Annotated in this window: 13 protein-coding genes and 1 tRNA gene; 10 read left to right on the forward strand and 4 right to left on the reverse strand. The window is 67.7% G+C overall.

Annotation, left to right across the window (positions count from 1 at the left end; translation table 11 throughout):
• Window positions 1–119 precede the first annotated feature (119 nt).
• From KK131_RS07380 to KK131_RS07400, 5 genes are all read left to right on the forward strand, one after another.
• The gene (locus tag KK131_RS07380; protein ID WP_214556017.1) at window positions 120–2,570 is read left to right on the forward strand and encodes a ribonucleoside-diphosphate reductase subunit alpha; all 2,451 of its coding nucleotides are present in this window, start codon (window positions 120–122) and stop codon (window positions 2,568–2,570) included.
• A gap of 17 nt (window positions 2,571–2,587) precedes the next feature.
• Window positions 2,588–2,812, forward strand: coding sequence for a hypothetical protein (locus KK131_RS07385; protein ID WP_214556018.1), 225 nt, complete (start codon window positions 2,588–2,590; stop codon window positions 2,810–2,812).
• A gap of 14 nt (window positions 2,813–2,826) precedes the next feature.
• Window positions 2,827–3,852 carry a ribonucleotide-diphosphate reductase subunit beta gene (locus KK131_RS07390; protein WP_214556019.1) on the forward strand — a complete coding sequence of 342 codons (1,026 nt, stop codon included), beginning with the start codon at window positions 2,827–2,829 and terminating at the stop codon, window positions 3,850–3,852.
• Between the two features lie 82 nt (window positions 3,853–3,934).
• The gene (locus KK131_RS07395; protein ID WP_214556020.1) at window positions 3,935–4,321 is read left to right on the forward strand and encodes a BlaI/MecI/CopY family transcriptional regulator; all 387 of its coding nucleotides are present in this window, start codon (window positions 3,935–3,937) and stop codon (window positions 4,319–4,321) included.
• A 1-nt stretch (window position 4,322) separates the two neighbouring features.
• Entirely contained in the window at window positions 4,323–6,155 is a 1,833-nt protein-coding gene (locus KK131_RS07400) for a M56 family metallopeptidase (RefSeq protein ID WP_214556021.1), read from the forward strand.
• Window positions 6,156–6,296: 141 nt separating this feature from the next.
• Here the strand turns inward: KK131_RS07400 and KK131_RS07405 are convergent, their stop codons facing one another.
• Window positions 6,297–8,633 (reverse strand): DPP IV N-terminal domain-containing protein, encoded by a 2,337-nt coding sequence (locus KK131_RS07405; protein WP_214556022.1) that lies wholly within the window; start codon window positions 8,631–8,633, stop codon window positions 6,297–6,299.
• A 195-nt stretch (window positions 8,634–8,828) separates the two neighbouring features.
• Between KK131_RS07405 and KK131_RS07410 the strand changes: the two genes are divergently transcribed.
• Window positions 8,829–9,221 (forward strand): acyl-CoA thioesterase, encoded by a 393-nt coding sequence (locus tag KK131_RS07410; protein ID WP_214556023.1) that lies wholly within the window; start codon window positions 8,829–8,831, stop codon window positions 9,219–9,221.
• Between the two features lie 77 nt (window positions 9,222–9,298).
• Window positions 9,299–10,051, forward strand: coding sequence for a glutathione S-transferase family protein (locus KK131_RS07415; RefSeq protein WP_214556024.1), 753 nt, complete (start codon window positions 9,299–9,301; stop codon window positions 10,049–10,051).
• Window positions 10,052–10,060: 9 nt separating this feature from the next.
• On the opposite strand, the gene KK131_RS07420 is transcribed toward KK131_RS07415, so the two are convergent.
• A complete protein-coding gene (locus KK131_RS07420) occupies window positions 10,061–10,960 on the reverse strand; it encodes a LysR family transcriptional regulator (protein ID WP_214556025.1) in 900 nt (299 codons plus the stop codon).
• A gap of 104 nt (window positions 10,961–11,064) precedes the next feature.
• Between KK131_RS07420 and KK131_RS07425 the strand changes: the two genes are divergently transcribed.
• The 3 genes from KK131_RS07425 (at window position 11,065) to KK131_RS07435 (ending at window position 13,734) form a co-directional block, all read left to right on the forward strand.
• Window positions 11,065–12,057 carry an aldo/keto reductase gene (locus KK131_RS07425; RefSeq protein ID WP_214556026.1) on the forward strand — a complete coding sequence of 331 codons (993 nt, stop codon included), beginning with the start codon at window positions 11,065–11,067 and terminating at the stop codon, window positions 12,055–12,057.
• A gap of 86 nt (window positions 12,058–12,143) precedes the next feature.
• The gene (queF, locus tag KK131_RS07430) at window positions 12,144–12,968 is read left to right on the forward strand and encodes an NADPH-dependent 7-cyano-7-deazaguanine reductase QueF (protein ID WP_214556027.1); all 825 of its coding nucleotides are present in this window, start codon (window positions 12,144–12,146) and stop codon (window positions 12,966–12,968) included.
• A gap of 172 nt (window positions 12,969–13,140) precedes the next feature.
• Window positions 13,141–13,734 carry a hypothetical protein gene (locus KK131_RS07435; RefSeq protein ID WP_214556028.1) on the forward strand — a complete coding sequence of 198 codons (594 nt, stop codon included), beginning with the start codon at window positions 13,141–13,143 and terminating at the stop codon, window positions 13,732–13,734.
• 55 nt (window positions 13,735–13,789) lie between these two features.
• On the opposite strand, the gene KK131_RS07440 is transcribed toward KK131_RS07435, so the two are convergent.
• A complete protein-coding gene (locus KK131_RS07440; protein ID WP_250887032.1) occupies window positions 13,790–14,845 on the reverse strand; it encodes a glycerophosphodiester phosphodiesterase in 1,056 nt (351 codons plus the stop codon).
• A gap of 84 nt (window positions 14,846–14,929) precedes the next feature.
• Window positions 14,930–15,006: transfer RNA gene (locus KK131_RS07445), tRNA-Arg, on the reverse strand.
• Window positions 15,007–15,140: the final 134 nt, after the last annotated feature.

A 15,140-nucleotide genomic window follows, 5' to 3' on the forward strand; every position in this document is an offset into this window, starting at 1 on the left:
GTGCGTCGTGGAGCAGGACGCCGCACGGTGCCCGGCTTGCGCGCCGCCTCCGGAATCCATCGCTATCAGGCCCTGCGCGCGGGAGCAGGCGTTTGATGTCCATGCCGGAGCCACCAGCCATGCACCCTCTCGATACCACCGAACGCGAGCGCACCGTCGCGCGCGCCGATTCGTCCGCCGCCATCGGCGAAACATCCGTACCCGAAACCGCGTTCGCACTGACCCCGCCGCACAACCCTGCGCAGATGCGCGTGACCAAGCGCAACGGCGGCCAGGAAACCGTCGACGTCAACAAGATCGTGCGCGCGGTGACGCGCAGCGCCGAAGGCCTGCACGGGGTCGACCCGCTGCGCGTGGCGCTGAAAACCATCGGTGGCCTGTACGACGGCGCCACCACCCAGGAACTGGACCAACTATCGATCCGCACCGCCGCCGGCCTGACCGCCGAGGAACCCGAATACGGCCAGCTCGCCGCCCGGCTGCTCGGCGCGTACATCGACAAGGAAGTCAGCGGTCAGGAAATCCAGAGTTTCTCGCAGTCGATCGCGCGCGGCGCGGAGCTGGGCATCCTCAACGATCGCCTGCGCGATTTCGTGGCCGCCAACGCACGCAAGCTCAACGATGCGATCGACCCGCTGGCCACCCGCCGCTTCGAATACTTCGGCCTGCGCACGGTGTACGACCGCTACCTGCTGCGCCATCCGCAGCAACGGCGGGTGATCGAGACGCCGCAGCATTTCTTCATGCGCATCGCCTGCGCGCTGGGCGGCAACGAGATCGGCGAGACGCTGGAACTCTACCGGCTGCTGTCGTCGCTGGAATACATCGCCAGCTCGCCCACGCTGTTCAACGCCGGCACCAGCCACGAGCAGCTCAGCTCGTGCTACCTGTTGGATTCGCCGGTCGACTCGCTGGAGTCGATCTACGACAAGTACGCCGACGTCGCCAAGCTCAGCAAGTTCGCCGGCGGCATCGGCCTGGCGTATTCGCGCGTGCGTTCGCGCGGCTCGCTGATCCGCGGCACCAACGGCCACTCCAACGGCCTGCTGCCGTGGCTGAAGACGCTGGATGCCTCGGTCGCCGCGGTGAACCAGGGCGGCAAGCGCAAAGGCGCGGCCTGCGTGTACCTGGAGTCGTGGCACGCCGACATCGAGGACTTCCTCGAACTGCGCGACAACACCGGCGACGACGCCCGTCGCGCGCACAACCTCAACATCGCCAACTGGATCCCCGACGAGTTCATGCGCCGCGTCGAGAACGATGGCGACTGGTCGCTGTTCGATCCGAAGGTGGTGCCGCACTTCGTCGACAGCTGGGGCGAGACGTTCGATGCCGCCTACGCCCAAGCCGAGGCCGACGGCCTGGCCGTGAAGGCGGTGAAGGCACGCGAGCTGTACGCCCGCATGATGCGCACGCTGGCGCAGACCGGCAACGGCTGGATGACGTTCAAGGACCGCTGCAACGCCACCAGCAATCAGACGGCCAAACCGGAAAACGTGATCCACCTGTCCAACCTGTGCACCGAGATCCTGGAAGTGAGTTCGGCGACCGAGACGGCAGTGTGCAACCTGGGCTCGGTGAATCTGGCGCGGCACGTCGTCGACGGCGCATTCGACTTCGACCAGCTCGCCGCCACCGTACGCACCGCAGTGCGCCAGCTCAACCGGGTAATCGACCTCAACTATTACCCCATCGATACCGCACGTACCGCCAACATGAAGTGGCGTCCGGTCGGACTCGGCGTGATGGGCCTGCAGGACGTGTTCTTCAAGTTGCGGCTGCCGTTCGACTCGGCCGAGGCACTGGCGCTGTCCACGCGCATCGCCGAGGAGATCTACTTCAACGCCTTGTCGCAGTCATGCGAGCTGGCCGAGGCGGAAGGCGCGCACCCCGGCTTCGCCGAAAGCCGCGCCGCGAACGGCGAGCTGCAGTTCGATCATTGGCCCGGCGCCGCGCCGCACGATGGCGCACGCTGGAACGCCTTGCGCGAACGCATCAAGCAACATGGCCTGCGCAACTCACTGCTGATCGCGATCGCACCCACCGCAACCATCGCCTCGATCGCCGGTTGCTACGAATGCATCGAGCCGCAGGTATCGAACCTGTTCAAGCGCGAGACGCTGTCCGGCGATTTCCTGCAGGTGAACCGTTATCTGGCCGACGAGCTGAAGGTGCTTGGCCTGTGGACGTCCGAAATCCGCGACGCGATCAAGCTGGCGGAAGGTTCGATCCAGGGCATCGCGGCGATCCCCGAACGCCTGCGCCAGATCTACCGTACCGTGTGGGAACTGCCGCAGAAGTCGCTGATCGACCTGGCCGCCGCGCGCGGCGCCTGGATCGACCAGAGCCAGTCGCTGAACCTGTTCATGGAGAACCCGAACATCGGCCAGTTGAGCTCGATGTACATGTACGCGTGGAAGTCCGGCATCAAGACGACGTATTACCTGCGCTCGCGGCCGGCCACGAAGATCGCCAAGACCACGGTATCGGCGGTGCCGGACCAGGCCGAAGCTGCCGCGGCGGTGTTTTGTTCACTTGAGAACCCGGAGTATTGCGAGGCCTGCCAATAGCGTCGTGAGGTGTCGCGATGAGGCGTTACCGGAATCTCGACGGTCACTCCGGCGTCACCGCGTACGAATGCGGTGACGGCTTCATCCGCGTTCGTTTCGTCAACGGCGATGTCTACGAATACACCGACGAGGTCACCGGCCGCAAACACATTGGAAACATGCAGCGTCTGGCGCAAGCCGGCCGCGGCCTCGCCACCTATGTCAGCCGCTTCGTGCATGACGCCTATGCGCGCAAGCTTTGAATCGAAGGAACCCCATGTCCGCCCAACCCACCCGCAACGCCCACATCCTCGATCCGGGCTTCGAACTCACCCTGCGCCCGATGCGCTACCCCGGCTTCTACGAGATGTACCGCAACGCGATCAAGAACACCTGGACCGTCGAGGAGGTGGATTTCTCGATGGATACGCGCGACCTCGACACGAAGATGTCCGCCGCCGACCGTCACCTGATCCAGCGCCTGGTGGCGTTCTTCGCCACCGGCGACACCATCGTCTCGAACAACCTGGTGCTTAACCTGTACCAGCACATCAACGCGCCGGAAGCGCGCATGTATCTGTCGCGCCAGTTGTACGAGGAAGCGCTGCACGTGCAGTTCTACCTCACGTTGCTGGACACCTATATCCCCGACCCGGCCGAGCGCAACGGTGCGTTCGCGGCGATCGAGACGATCCCGTCGATCCGGCAGAAAGGCGCGTTCTGCTTCAAGTGGATCGACTCGATCCAGGGTCTGCAGCGGCTGGAAACGCGCGAGCACCGCCGCCAGTTCCTGCTCAACCTGATCTGCTTCGCCGCCTGCATCGAGGGCCTGTTCTTCTACGCCGCGTTCGCCTATGTCTACTACCTGCGCTCGCGCGGCCTGCTGCACGGTCTCGCCGCCGGCACCAACTGGGTGTTCCGCGACGAGAGCGGGCACATGGCGTTCGCGTTCGAAGTCGTGCGCACCGTGCGCGCGCAGGAACCGGAGCTGTTCGACGACGCGATGCGTGCGCAGGTCGAGGAGATGATGGAAGACGCCATCGCCTGCGAGACCCAGTTCGCCGAGGACGTGCTGTCCGGCGGCGTGGCCGGCATGTCGGTGAAGGACATGCGTCAGTATCTGGAGTACTGCGCCGACCAGCGTTTCGCCCAGCTCGACATGCCGAAGAAATACGGCGCGAAGAACCCGTTCGACTTCATGGACCTGCAGGACGTGCAGGAACTGGCCAATTTCTTCGAGCGCCGTGTCTCGGCCTACCAGGTCGGCGTGCAGGGCGAGGTGGCATTCGACATGGCGTTCTGAGCGATATGCCGGACGGCCTATTGACTACATGTGTAGGCATGGCGTAGTTTGACTACACATGTAGTCAAACGGACCGTCCGTCATGCGCAAGCCCACCATCGGCGACCAGGAACTGGCGCTGCTGCACCACATCGACGAATGCGGCGCCGCCTCGGTCGGCGAGGTGGCCGCGAGCTTCGGCGAGCCGCGCGGGCTGGCCCGCTCCACCGTGTTGACCATGATGGAGCGCTTGCGCGGCAAGGGCTATCTCAAGCGCCGGCAGCTCAAGGGCATGTTCCGCTACAGCACCGCCACCGGCCCGGGCGAAGTGATGCGCAGCGCCGTGGGCAGCTTCGTCGAGAAGACGCTGAGCGGCTCGGTGTCGCCGTTCGTGGCCTGGATGTCGGAGCGTGCCGAAGTCTCCGACACCGAACTGGCCGAGCTCGAAGCGCTGGTGGCGCAGCTGCAATCGCGGCGCAAGGAGTCGTGAGATGGACGCACTCGATCATTTCGCCGACATCCTGCTGACGCGACTGGTCTGGACGTCCATCCAGGCCGCCCTGCTGATCGGCGCCGTCTACCTGGCCGGCCGACTGTGGCCACGCCTGTCGGCGGCGATGCGCTGCACGCTGTGGTGGCTGGTCGGCGCCCAGTTGCTGCTCGGCCTGCTGTGGCACGCGCCGCTGGAGCTTCCGCTGCTGTCGCCCGCACCGCTTGAAGCGACCGCGCCGGTCACGCCGCCCGTGGTGTTCTTCGCCACGACGGCGACCGCCGACGCCGCACTGCCGTCGGTCGCTCCACCGGCCGCACCGGCGCCGTCCTGGCGCACCGGCATCGCCCTGTTGTGGCTGGTCGCCTTGCTGTTGCAGGCGCTGATCGCGCTGCGGCAATGGCGGCAGGCGCGCCGCATGCTGCACGAATCGCAGGCCTTGCGCGATGCCTCACTGCAAGCGCTGTGCACGCAGCAGGCGCGGCAACTCGGCTTGCGCCGCTGTCCACGGCTGCGCGTCTCGGACGCGATCATCTCGCCGCAGGTGACCGGCCTGTGGCGGCCCACCGTGCTGCTGCCGGCCGGCCACACGCTCAGCGCCGACGAAGCGGCGATGGCGCTCGCGCACGAACTGGCCCACCTGCGCCGCGGCGACCTGTGGCTGGCCTGGGTGCCGGCGCTCGCGCAGTGCCTGTTCTGCTTCCATCCGCTGGTGCGCTGGGCGATGCGCGAGTACGCACTCAACCGCGAATCGGCCTGCGATGCGCAGGTCGTGCAGCACGACCACGCCACGCCGCAGGACTACGGCCGCCTGCTGCTGCGCCTCGGCGTGGCGCAACCGATGCACGCCGGCCTTGCCGGCGCCTCCCCGTCCTTCCACAACCTCAAGAGGCGACTGACCATGCTGCAGCAAACCGTGAACCAGCCGTCGTCGCGCACGCGCGGCTGGCTGCTCGTCGCACTGATCGCCCTCGTCGGCGTGCTGCCCTATCGCGTGACGGCGGCCGGCGCGGACAACACTCCCGCCACATCGGCTTCCACCCAGGCAAGCCTGCTGCCGCCACCGCCGCCGGCCCCTCCAGCGGCATCACTCCCCGCCCCGCCCGCCCCGCCGCCGGCACCACCGCTGCCACCAGTCCCGCCGCACGACGCCAGCGGTCTGCGCGTCCATCACGCCAACGTCGCCATCCATACCGACGCCGGCGAAGGCTTCGCGCTGTTCGACGGCGATGCGGCCATCGTCAACGGCAGCGACGTCGACCTCGCCGCCGCGAAGCGCCTGCAGCGGGACGGCAAGTCCACTATATGGTTTCGCCGTGGCGACAAGGCCTGGTTGATCGACGACCCCGCCTACGTGCAACGCGCCAAGGCCGCCTACGCGCCGGTCGACGCCCTGGCCAGACAACAAGGCGAACTGGGCGGCAAGCAAGGTGCGCTCGGCGGCAAGCAGGGAGCCTTGGGCGCGCAGCAGGGCGCGCTGGGCGCCAGGCAAGGGCAGCTCGCCGGCCAGCGCGCCATGCTGGCCAGCCGGCAAGCCACGCTCGCCGCGCAATCCGGCCAGCATGAACGCTCCGCGGAAGCGCAGGCGAACCGTGCCGAGCTGGAAGCCAGCGAGCAGGAACTCGATCGGCAGCAGGAAAAGCTCAGCCAGCAACAGTCGGCACTGGGCCGGCAGCAGGCCGAACTGGGCAAGCAACAGGAAGCGCTTGGAGCGCAACAGGAAGCACTGGGCAAGCGCCAGCAACAGGCCAGCAATCAGGCCAGCCAGCAGATCCGCAAGCTGCTCGACGAAGCGATCGCCAAAGGCGTCGCCAAGCCGACGAGCCTGCGCTGACCGGAACAGCCGCGAGCGTTCGTTGCAGAACGTCTCGCGGAGCAAGCGGCGATCCAGCGGACAGCGGTGGGGCCGGTTACGCGCCGCCCCGGCAGGCGATGCGCCGGATCCGGATGGACCGGCGCATCGCCTGGCTGACGCTCAGCGCCAGGGCCACGCCTTCAGCTGGTACTCGTGCGGCGGCGTGTTGCCGGCCAGGTACTGCACGAAGTAATCCCAGCGCCGGCGGGTGGCGTACGGGGTGGCCTCGGCGTAGCCGTGGTGGACGTTCGGGATCAGCAGCAGGTCGAAATCCTTGTTCGCCTTGATCAGCGCGTCGGCCACCAGCAGGGTCTGGTAGGGCGGCACGTTGTCGTCCATCGTGCCGTGCACCAGCATCAGCCGCCCCTTGAGGTTCTTCGCGAAGCTCTGGTTGGCCTGGGCGTCGTAGTTGGTCTTGCCGTCCTTGTCGGTGACCAGCAGGCCCTGCCACTTCTCGGCCCAGTCGTCTTCGTAATTGCGGTTGTCGTGGTTGCCGCTTTCGGCCCAGCCGACCTTGAAGAAATCGGGGTAATGGAACATTGCGGCCGCAGTGGCGTTGCCGCCGCCGGAGTGGCCCCAGATGCCCACGCGGTCGAGGTCGATCCACGGATACTTCTTGCCGAGTTCCTTCAGGCCCAGCACCTGGTCGGGCAGGGTGTTGTCCTCGACGTGCTCGAAGTAGGCGTCGTGGAACGCTTTCGAACGCCATGGCGTGCCCATGCCGTCGAGCGCGATCACGATGAAGCCGAGTTCCGCCATCGCCTGGTGGTCGGCGCGCGCGGAGGAGAAGCTGCGCCCGCGCACCGAGCCGGTCTGCGGACCCGGGTAGATGTAGTCGATGATCGGATACTTCTTCGACGGATCGAAGTTCGTCGGCTTGAACATCATGCCGTACAGGTCGGTCTTGCCGTCGCGCCCCTTCACCGTGAACGGGATCGGCGGCACCCAGCCGGCGGCCTTCAGGCGCGAGATGTCGGCGGTGGCCACGTTCGCCAGATCGCGGCCGTCGTCCGAACTGCGCAGCACGGTGACCGGCGGCGTGGTCGGGGTGGAGTACGCATCGACGAAGGACTTGCCGTCCGGCGACAGCGTGACGGTGTGGTCGGCTGCTTCCGGCGTGAGCAGCACCGGCTTGCCGCCGTCCAGGCTGACCTTGAAGAACTGCTGGTAGTACGGGTTCACGCCGGCGGTGCGGCCGACGCCGCGGAACCACACGGTGCGCGTCTTCGGGTCGACCTTCAGCACCTCGGTGACGTTGCCCTCGCCCTTGGTGATCGCGCGCTTGAGCTTGCCGCTGGTGAGGTCGTACAGGTACAGGTTACCCCAGTTGTTGCGTTCGCTGAACCAGATCGCCTCGTTCGTCTCGGGCAGGTAGCGCCAGTTCACCGCGCCGTTGCCGCTCTCGTAGTACGTCGGCACCACTTCCTCGAACACCGTGTGCACCTTGCCGGTAGTCGCGTCGGCAATGCGGAACCATTCGTGCTTGTGGTCGCGCGAGGTGGAGACGAAGGCCAGGGTCTTGCCGTCGGCCGCCCACTTCACGTCGTCCCAGCCGCCGTCGGGGCCGCAGCTGACGTCGTCGCACAGGCTGGAACGGTGCTGGTCCGGCGGCATCTGCAGGCGCGTGACCTTCTTCGCGGCCACGTCGATAATCACGCGCTCGATCATCGTCACGTCCTTGTCGCCGACCAGCGGGTACTTCCACTTCTCCAGCTTCGGATGGCCGACGTTGGTGCTGACCAGGTACATCTCGCCGGTCTTGCGCTGATCCTGCTGGAAGGTGGCGATCCGCTTCGAATCCGGCGACCACTCCACGATCGCGTTGTCGGTGTGCTTCCAGCCGGCGTTGTCGGTGGCGTAGCCGAAGTTCTCCACGCCGTCGGTGGTGAGCTGGGTCTCCTGGCCGCTGGCGACGTCGCGCAGCCACAGGTTCCAGTCGCGGATGAACGCCTCGCTCTTCTTGTCCGGCGACAGCGCGCCCGGCTCCTTGCCGGTCTTCACCAGCGAGGCGCGGTCGACGCAGCTCGCCTCGGCGGCGGCGAGGTCGCACACGTAGTGCTTGCCGCGCACGGCGACATCGATGCGGCCGTCCGGCCTTGCCTCGTAGCCGGTCACCGGCAATTTCTTCGCATCGACCGGCTTGCCGCCGGCCTCGCCCAGCGCCGCTGCCAGCTTCGCCTGGTCGAACAGCGGCGCGGTCTTGCCGCTGGCCGCATCCATCCGCACGAAGTGGTCGCCGCCGGCATCGTGGTCGACGTACCAGAAGTGGCCATCGTCCAGCCAGTCGACCTTCTGCACCGTGTGATCGACCAGCGGCGCGGTGTTGTAGCTCATGAAGCGTTCCGCCCGCGCGTAGTCGTCCGCGCTCAGCGTCCGTCCCTGCGCGGCGACGCCGGCGGAAAGTGTTCCCATGACCAGCGCGCCAAGCACGCGCGAACTGCTTATCTTCAAGCCCATGTTGCGTTCCCCTTGCGAAAGCGGATTTCTGCGGTTGCCGACCCTGGCCCAGATGCACCCGAACACCCGATGCTAACGTGAGCATGACCGATGGCACCCCTGCCATTGGTCCCGATTGCCCCCACTCATGCCGCAAGATGCGCCACCGCATGGACGGCATGCAACCCGCCCCGCCTCCCCAGAGAAGCGATCCCGATGCCCCCTGCCCCGATCGAAGCCCGCCTGTTGGAAATGGTTTTCCCGGATCACACCAACCACCTCGGCACCCTGTTCGGCGGCCAGGCACTGGCCTGGATGGACAAGGCCGCCTTCATCGTGGCCTCGCGCTACGCACGGCGCACCGTGGTCACCGCGCGCTCGGAGGAGGTGAACTTCCGCGTGCCGGTCCGTACCGGCCAGTTGGTCGAACTGGTCGCCAGCGTGGTCAAGGTCGGCCGTAGCTCGATGCACGTCGAGGTGGAAATGACCGCCGAGGATCCGCTCAGCGGCGACCGCCGGATCTGCACCACCGGCCGCTTCGTGATGATCGCGCTGGATTCCAACGGTTCGCCCACGGCGATCCCGGCGCTGCCGGATGCCGCCGGCTGAACACCGCCGCAGGCCCCGCTTGACGGGCCTGCGCCGGCCGTCGCACGCTGCGGCACCCGTGTTCCCGGAGTCGCGTCATGCCGCAGCGCCTCAGAGTCATCGGCAATTACTTCTCGCCCTATGTGCGCAAGGTGCTGGCATGCCTTGAGTTGAAAGGGCTGGAATACGAGGTCGACCCGATCGCGCCGTTCGTCGGCAACGACGAGTTCACCCGGCTCAGCCCGCTGCGCCGCATCCCGGTGCTGCTCGACGGCGAACTGGTGCTCAACGACTCCTCGGTGATCTGCCAGTACCTGGAAGACCGGCAGCCCACGCCGGCGCTCTACCCGCGCGACATCGCCGACCGCGCGCGCGCCCGCTGGCTGGAGGAATACGCCGACACGCGGCTGGCCGACGGGCTGATCTGGCGGCTGTTCCACCAACTCGCGATCAAGCGCCACGTCTTCGGCGAAGCCCCCAACGAGGCGGTGGTGCAGCATGCGCGCGAGGTGGAGATCCCCGCCGCGCTCGACTACCTGGAAAGGCAGCTGCCGGACGACGGCTTCGTGTTCGGCGCATTGTCGATCGCCGACATCAGCCTCGCCAGCTTCTTCCGCACCGCCTCGTTCGTGCGTTACGCGATCGACGCGGAACGCTGGCCGCTGATGGCCGCGCTGGTGGCGCAGGTGCAGGCGTTGCCGGTGTTCCAGAAACTGGCCGGCTTCGAGGACTGCATGCTGCGCCTGCCATTGGACGAACAGCGCGGCGCCCTGATCACCGCCGGCGCGCCGCTGACCAGCGATACCCTGGGCACCAGCGCACCACGCCCCGGCCCGCCGCGCGCGTCGTAGGCATCCGCCTCAACGCTGCCCCGTCGTCAGCTCCACCAGCCAGTCCACGAACACCCGCAGCCGCGCCGGCATCTGCCGCTGCTGCGGGTACAGGATGGTCATCGGCAACGACGGCGGCGGGTGCGCCGGCAGGATCTCGCGCAACCGGCCGCTCTTCAGCGCATCGACGATGCGGTAACGCGGCATCTGCGCGATGCCCAGGCCGGCTTCGCAACAGCCGAGGTAGGCATCCACGCCGCTCACGCTGACGCAGCCCGGCAGCACGACTTCGCGCCGCTTGCGGCCGACCATGAACTCCAGCGGCTCGGCCCGGTGGGTGGTCGGCGAGACCCAGTTCACCGCCAGGTGTCCGTCCTGCAGCGCGGCCAGCGCATCGGGCAGGCCATGCCGGCGCACGTAGGCGGCGCTGGCCACGGTGACCTGCTCCAGCATCGCCACGCGGCGCCCGACCATGCCCGAATCGCCCAGCTCGCCGATGCGCAGCACGCAATCCACGCCCTCGCGCACCAGGTCGACGAAGCGGTCGCCGGTACCGATGTCCAGCTGGATCTGCGGGTAGCGCGCAAAGAAATCGCGCAGCGCGGGAATCACCAGCAGGCGCGCCAGCGTCGCCGGCAGGTCGATGCGCAGGCGGCCCTTCGGCTGCACCCGCGCCTCGCGGAAATCCGTCTCGACCTCGTCCACGTCGGCCAGCAGGCGCAGGCAATGGCCGTAGTAGGTCTCGCCGTCGCGGGTGGCATGCACGCGGCGGGTGGTCCGCTGCAGCAGCTGCGCGCCCAGCTGCGTCTCCAGCCGCTTGATCGCATGGGTGACGGTGGCGCGCGGCAGGTTCAGGTCGTCCGCCGCGGCAGTGAAGCTGCCCAGCTCGACGATCCGCGTATACAGCCGCATGGCTTCGAGTCGGTCCATGGCATTGTTGCTTCTTTTGAAATGGTGATGACCATTATTGAGCATTTATCCGCTTTCCGTCGCGGCGCACCATGCACCCACCTTCACCCACCGGAACGACCACCATGCAGACCCGCACTCTCGGCCATAACGGTCCGACCGTCTCCGCCCTCGGCCTCGGCTGCATGGGCATGAGCGCGTTCTACGGCCGGCACGACGACGCCGAATCGATCGCCACCATCCACCACGCGCTGGATCGCGGCCTCAACCTGCTCGACACCGCCGACATGTACGGCCCGCACACCAACGAGGTACTGGTGGGCAAGGCGATCAAGGGCCGCCGCAAGCAGGCCTTCATCGCCACCAAGTTCGGCATCATGCGCGATCCGGACGACCCGCAGGCGCGCCGCGTCAACGGCCGCCCGGACTATGTGCGCGCGGCCTGCGACGCCAGCCTGCAGCGGCTCGGCATCGACACGATCGACCTGTACTACCAGCATCGCGTCGACCCGGGCGTGCCGATCGAGGAGACCGTCGGCGCGATGGCTGAACTGGTTGCCGCCGGCAAGGTGCGCTACCTCGGACTGAGCGAGGCTTCCGGCGCCACGCTGGAACGTGCGTGCAAGGTGCACCCGATCGCCGCGCTGCAAAGCGAGTTCTCGCTGTGGACGCGCGACCCGCAAACGAACGGCATGCTCGCCGCCTGCCGCAAGCTCGGCGTCAGCTTGGTCGCCTATTCGCCGCTGGGCCGCGGCTTCCTCACCGGCGCGATCCGCTCGCCAGACGATTTCGACGCCGACGACTACCGCCGCACCAGCCCGCGCTTCATGGGTGACAACTTCGCCCGCAACCTGCAGCTGGTCGAACAGGTGAAAGCGCTGGCCGCCGACAAGGGCTGCTCGCCCGCGCAGCTGGCGCTGGCCTGGGTGCTGGCGCAGGGCGACGACGTGCTGGCGATCCCGGGCACCAGGAAACGCTCGCGACTGGACGAAAACCTCGGCGCGCTCGACGTGCAGCTCAGCGCGGCCGAAATCGCGGCGATCGACGCGGTGTTCCCGCCGGACGCCGCCGCCGGCGACCGCTACGTCAGCTCGGGCATGCACATGGTCAACATGTAACCCGCCACGCCCTCCCCTGCTCGCAGGGGAGGGCCGGGGAGGTCCCGGTCCCACCCGTGTCTCGCAGGGCGGCTAAACTGCGCGGCATGAGCACCCCCGAACACTCCCCGCTCGGCAAGGACACCGTCTACGCCGACCGCTACGATCCGCGCCTGCTGTTTCCGATCCCGCGCGCGGACAAGCGCGCCGAGATCGGCGTGGCCGAAACGCTGCCGTTCCATGGCGTGGACATCTGGAACGCCTACGAGCTGTCGTGGCTCGACCTGCGCGGCAAGCCGCAGGTGGCGCTGGCCGAGTTCCATGTGCCGGCGTCCTCGCCGCACATCATCGAATCGAAGTCGTTCAAGCTGTACCTCAACGGCTTCGCGCAGGAACGCATCGCCGACGCCGCGACGCTGTCCGCCACCCTGATGCACGACCTGTCCGCGGCGGCCGGCGCGGTGGTCAACGTGCAATTGCGCGACGCACGCGCCGCTGCGCTTCCCGTCGTCGATCTGGATGGACGCCTGCTCGACGGGCAGGACATCGCCATCGACCACTACGGCCCGCCGAACGCCGATTTCCTGCAGGCCGACACCGCCGCCATGCCGGTGGCGGAAACCCTGGTCTCGCACCTGCTGCGCTCGAACTGCCCGGTCACCGGGCAACCCGACTGGGGCAGCGTGCAGATCGCCTACCACGGCGCGCCGATCGACCACGCCGGCCTGTTGCGCTACCTGGTCTCGTTCCGCACCCACAACGAATTCCACGAGCAATGCGTGGAACGCATCTTCGTCGACCTGACGCAGCGCTGCGCGCCGCGGCAGCTCAGCGTGTACGCGCGCTACACCCGCCGCGGCGGGCTGGACATCAACCCGTTCCGCAGCAGCACGCCGGCCACGCCCGGCAATCCGCGCACGGTTCGGCAGTAGCGCCACGCGTCGTTGCCGCGTGAAAGTCCGTGCCCGGCGATTTCCGCCGGTAATCAGCGCTTCAGATCGACGGCGCTAGCCTCGGTGTCCTGACCTCACAAGTTGTTGAAAAAGGGCTGTCCTGCCCCAGCCAGGGAGCGGCATCTGCCACGTCATCGACACCGGAGTTCCCATGACACGATCCATGCGTTTCACCGTGCTGTACGGCGCCACCGTGGCCGGCCTGCTGCTCGGCGGCTGCGGCAAGAACGAACCGGCACCGGCCGGCGCGCCGGCACCGGCCAGCACCGCGCCGGCGACAACGACGACGGCGCCCGCACCGGCCAGCACGGCGGCAGCGTTGCCGCCTGCCGGCGCAGCCCCGGCTGGCACGGCCAGCGTGGCGAGCGCCGCGTCGGTGACCTCCCCGGCCGCCATGCCCGCGCCGCTCACGGTGGCCAAGCTGACCCTGGGCAGCGCGGTGAACGCCGAGCACCAGGTGACCCGCGCCAGCAGCAGCTTCGCCACCGACGACAAGACCATCTACGCCAGCGTCGCCACCGAAGGCAGCACCGGCGGCGCCACGCTCAACGCGAAGTGGAGTTACCTGGAAGGCCAGGGCCAGCTGGTCAGCAGCATCAGCCAGTCGATCGCCACCGACGGCCCCGCCGTCACCACGTTCAAGGTGCAGAACCCCGACCTGTGGCCGGAAGGCAAGTACAAGGTCGAGATCTCGCTCGACGGCAAGCCGGTGGCGAAGCAGGATTTCGCGATCAGGAAAAGCTGACTTCGCTCGATCCGGCATGCACGAAGAGGTGCCTGCAAGGCGCCTCTTTCATGGTTCAGCGCCCGTCCAGCGCCTTGCGCCCGATCGCCGGATCGTCGGTGAAGAACGCATCGATGCCGGTGGCGAGGTAGCGGCGGATCTCGGCGACGGAACCGGCTTCGTTGACGTGGCGCGGGTCGGCGCCTTGCCACAGGTCGGGCGGCAGGAAATGGTTCTCGGGACGGAAGGTGTACGGGTGCACCTCGAGGCCGGCAGCGTGCGCGTCGTGCACCAGGCCGGTGGGTGCGCCGAGCGTGCGGTTGAACTCCAGCGGGATGATCGCGCGGATGCCCGGCCCGATCGCATCCGCATACCCGGCGATCTCGCGCAGCCCGGCCGGCGTCATCATCTGCGCGTAGGTCTGCTTGCCGCCTGCCGCAGCCGCGTCGTACGGCTGCTCTCCCGCGTCGCCGAGCAACTGCAGCAGGCGGATGTTGCCGTGCATGCCGTCGGCGAGCTTGCCGCGCAGGTATTTCAGGTTGCCGACCTCGAACGACTGGATCTCCATCGGGGCCGTGCGCGTGTAATCGTGCGCGGCCAGCGTGGCGAGCAGCTTGTCTTCCAGCGGCAGGCCGATGTCCCGGAAATACGTGCCGTGCTTGATCTCCGGAATGATCCCGATGATTCGGCCACACACCTTCGACTCGGCGGCAGCGAGGTCGATGATCTCGTCCAGCGTGGCGATCGGGAACCGGCCGTCGTACCGCGTGCTGCGCAGCTGCGGCAGCCGCTCGCGTGCGCGCAGCGTCTTCAGCTCGGCCAGGCCGAAGTCCTCGCTGAACCAGCCAGTCACTTGCCTGCCATCGATCACCTTGCTGGTCTTGCGCGCGGCGAACCCGGGATGGTCGGCCACGTCGGTGGTGCTGCCGATCTCGTTCTCGTGGCGCGCCACCAGCACGCCATCCTTCGTCATCACCAGGTCCGGCTCGATGAAGTCGGCGCCGTCGGCGATCGCCTTCGCATACGAAGCCAGCGTGTGCTCCGGGCGCAGCGCACTGGCGCCGCGATGGCCGATCACCAGCACCCTGGCGGCAAGCGGTTTCTCGGCAGCGGCGGTGGCAGGCGTGGGCATGCCACGGAGCATAAAGCAACGTGGCGGACGCGAAGCGACGCCATGGCGCATAACGCCATGGAAGGTGCAGGTGCCGCAGGAAAATGGTGCGCCCGGCGGGATTCGAACCCACGACCCCTGCCTTCGGAGGGCAGTACTCTATCCAGCTGAGCTACGGGCGCATGTATGGTCGCGCGGGGCCGTGGCCGGAGGCCGGCACCGCGGGGAGCGCAGTATAGCCGAGTTGCCCCTGGGGGTGGACGGACCGCCGCCGGCAGCGGAAACGCGATCGGCCCTCCCGAACGGTGTCGGGAGG

The organism is Rhodanobacter sp. LX-99 (assembly GCF_018599185.1).
Lineage (GTDB): Bacteria > Pseudomonadota > Gammaproteobacteria > Xanthomonadales > Rhodanobacteraceae > Rhodanobacter.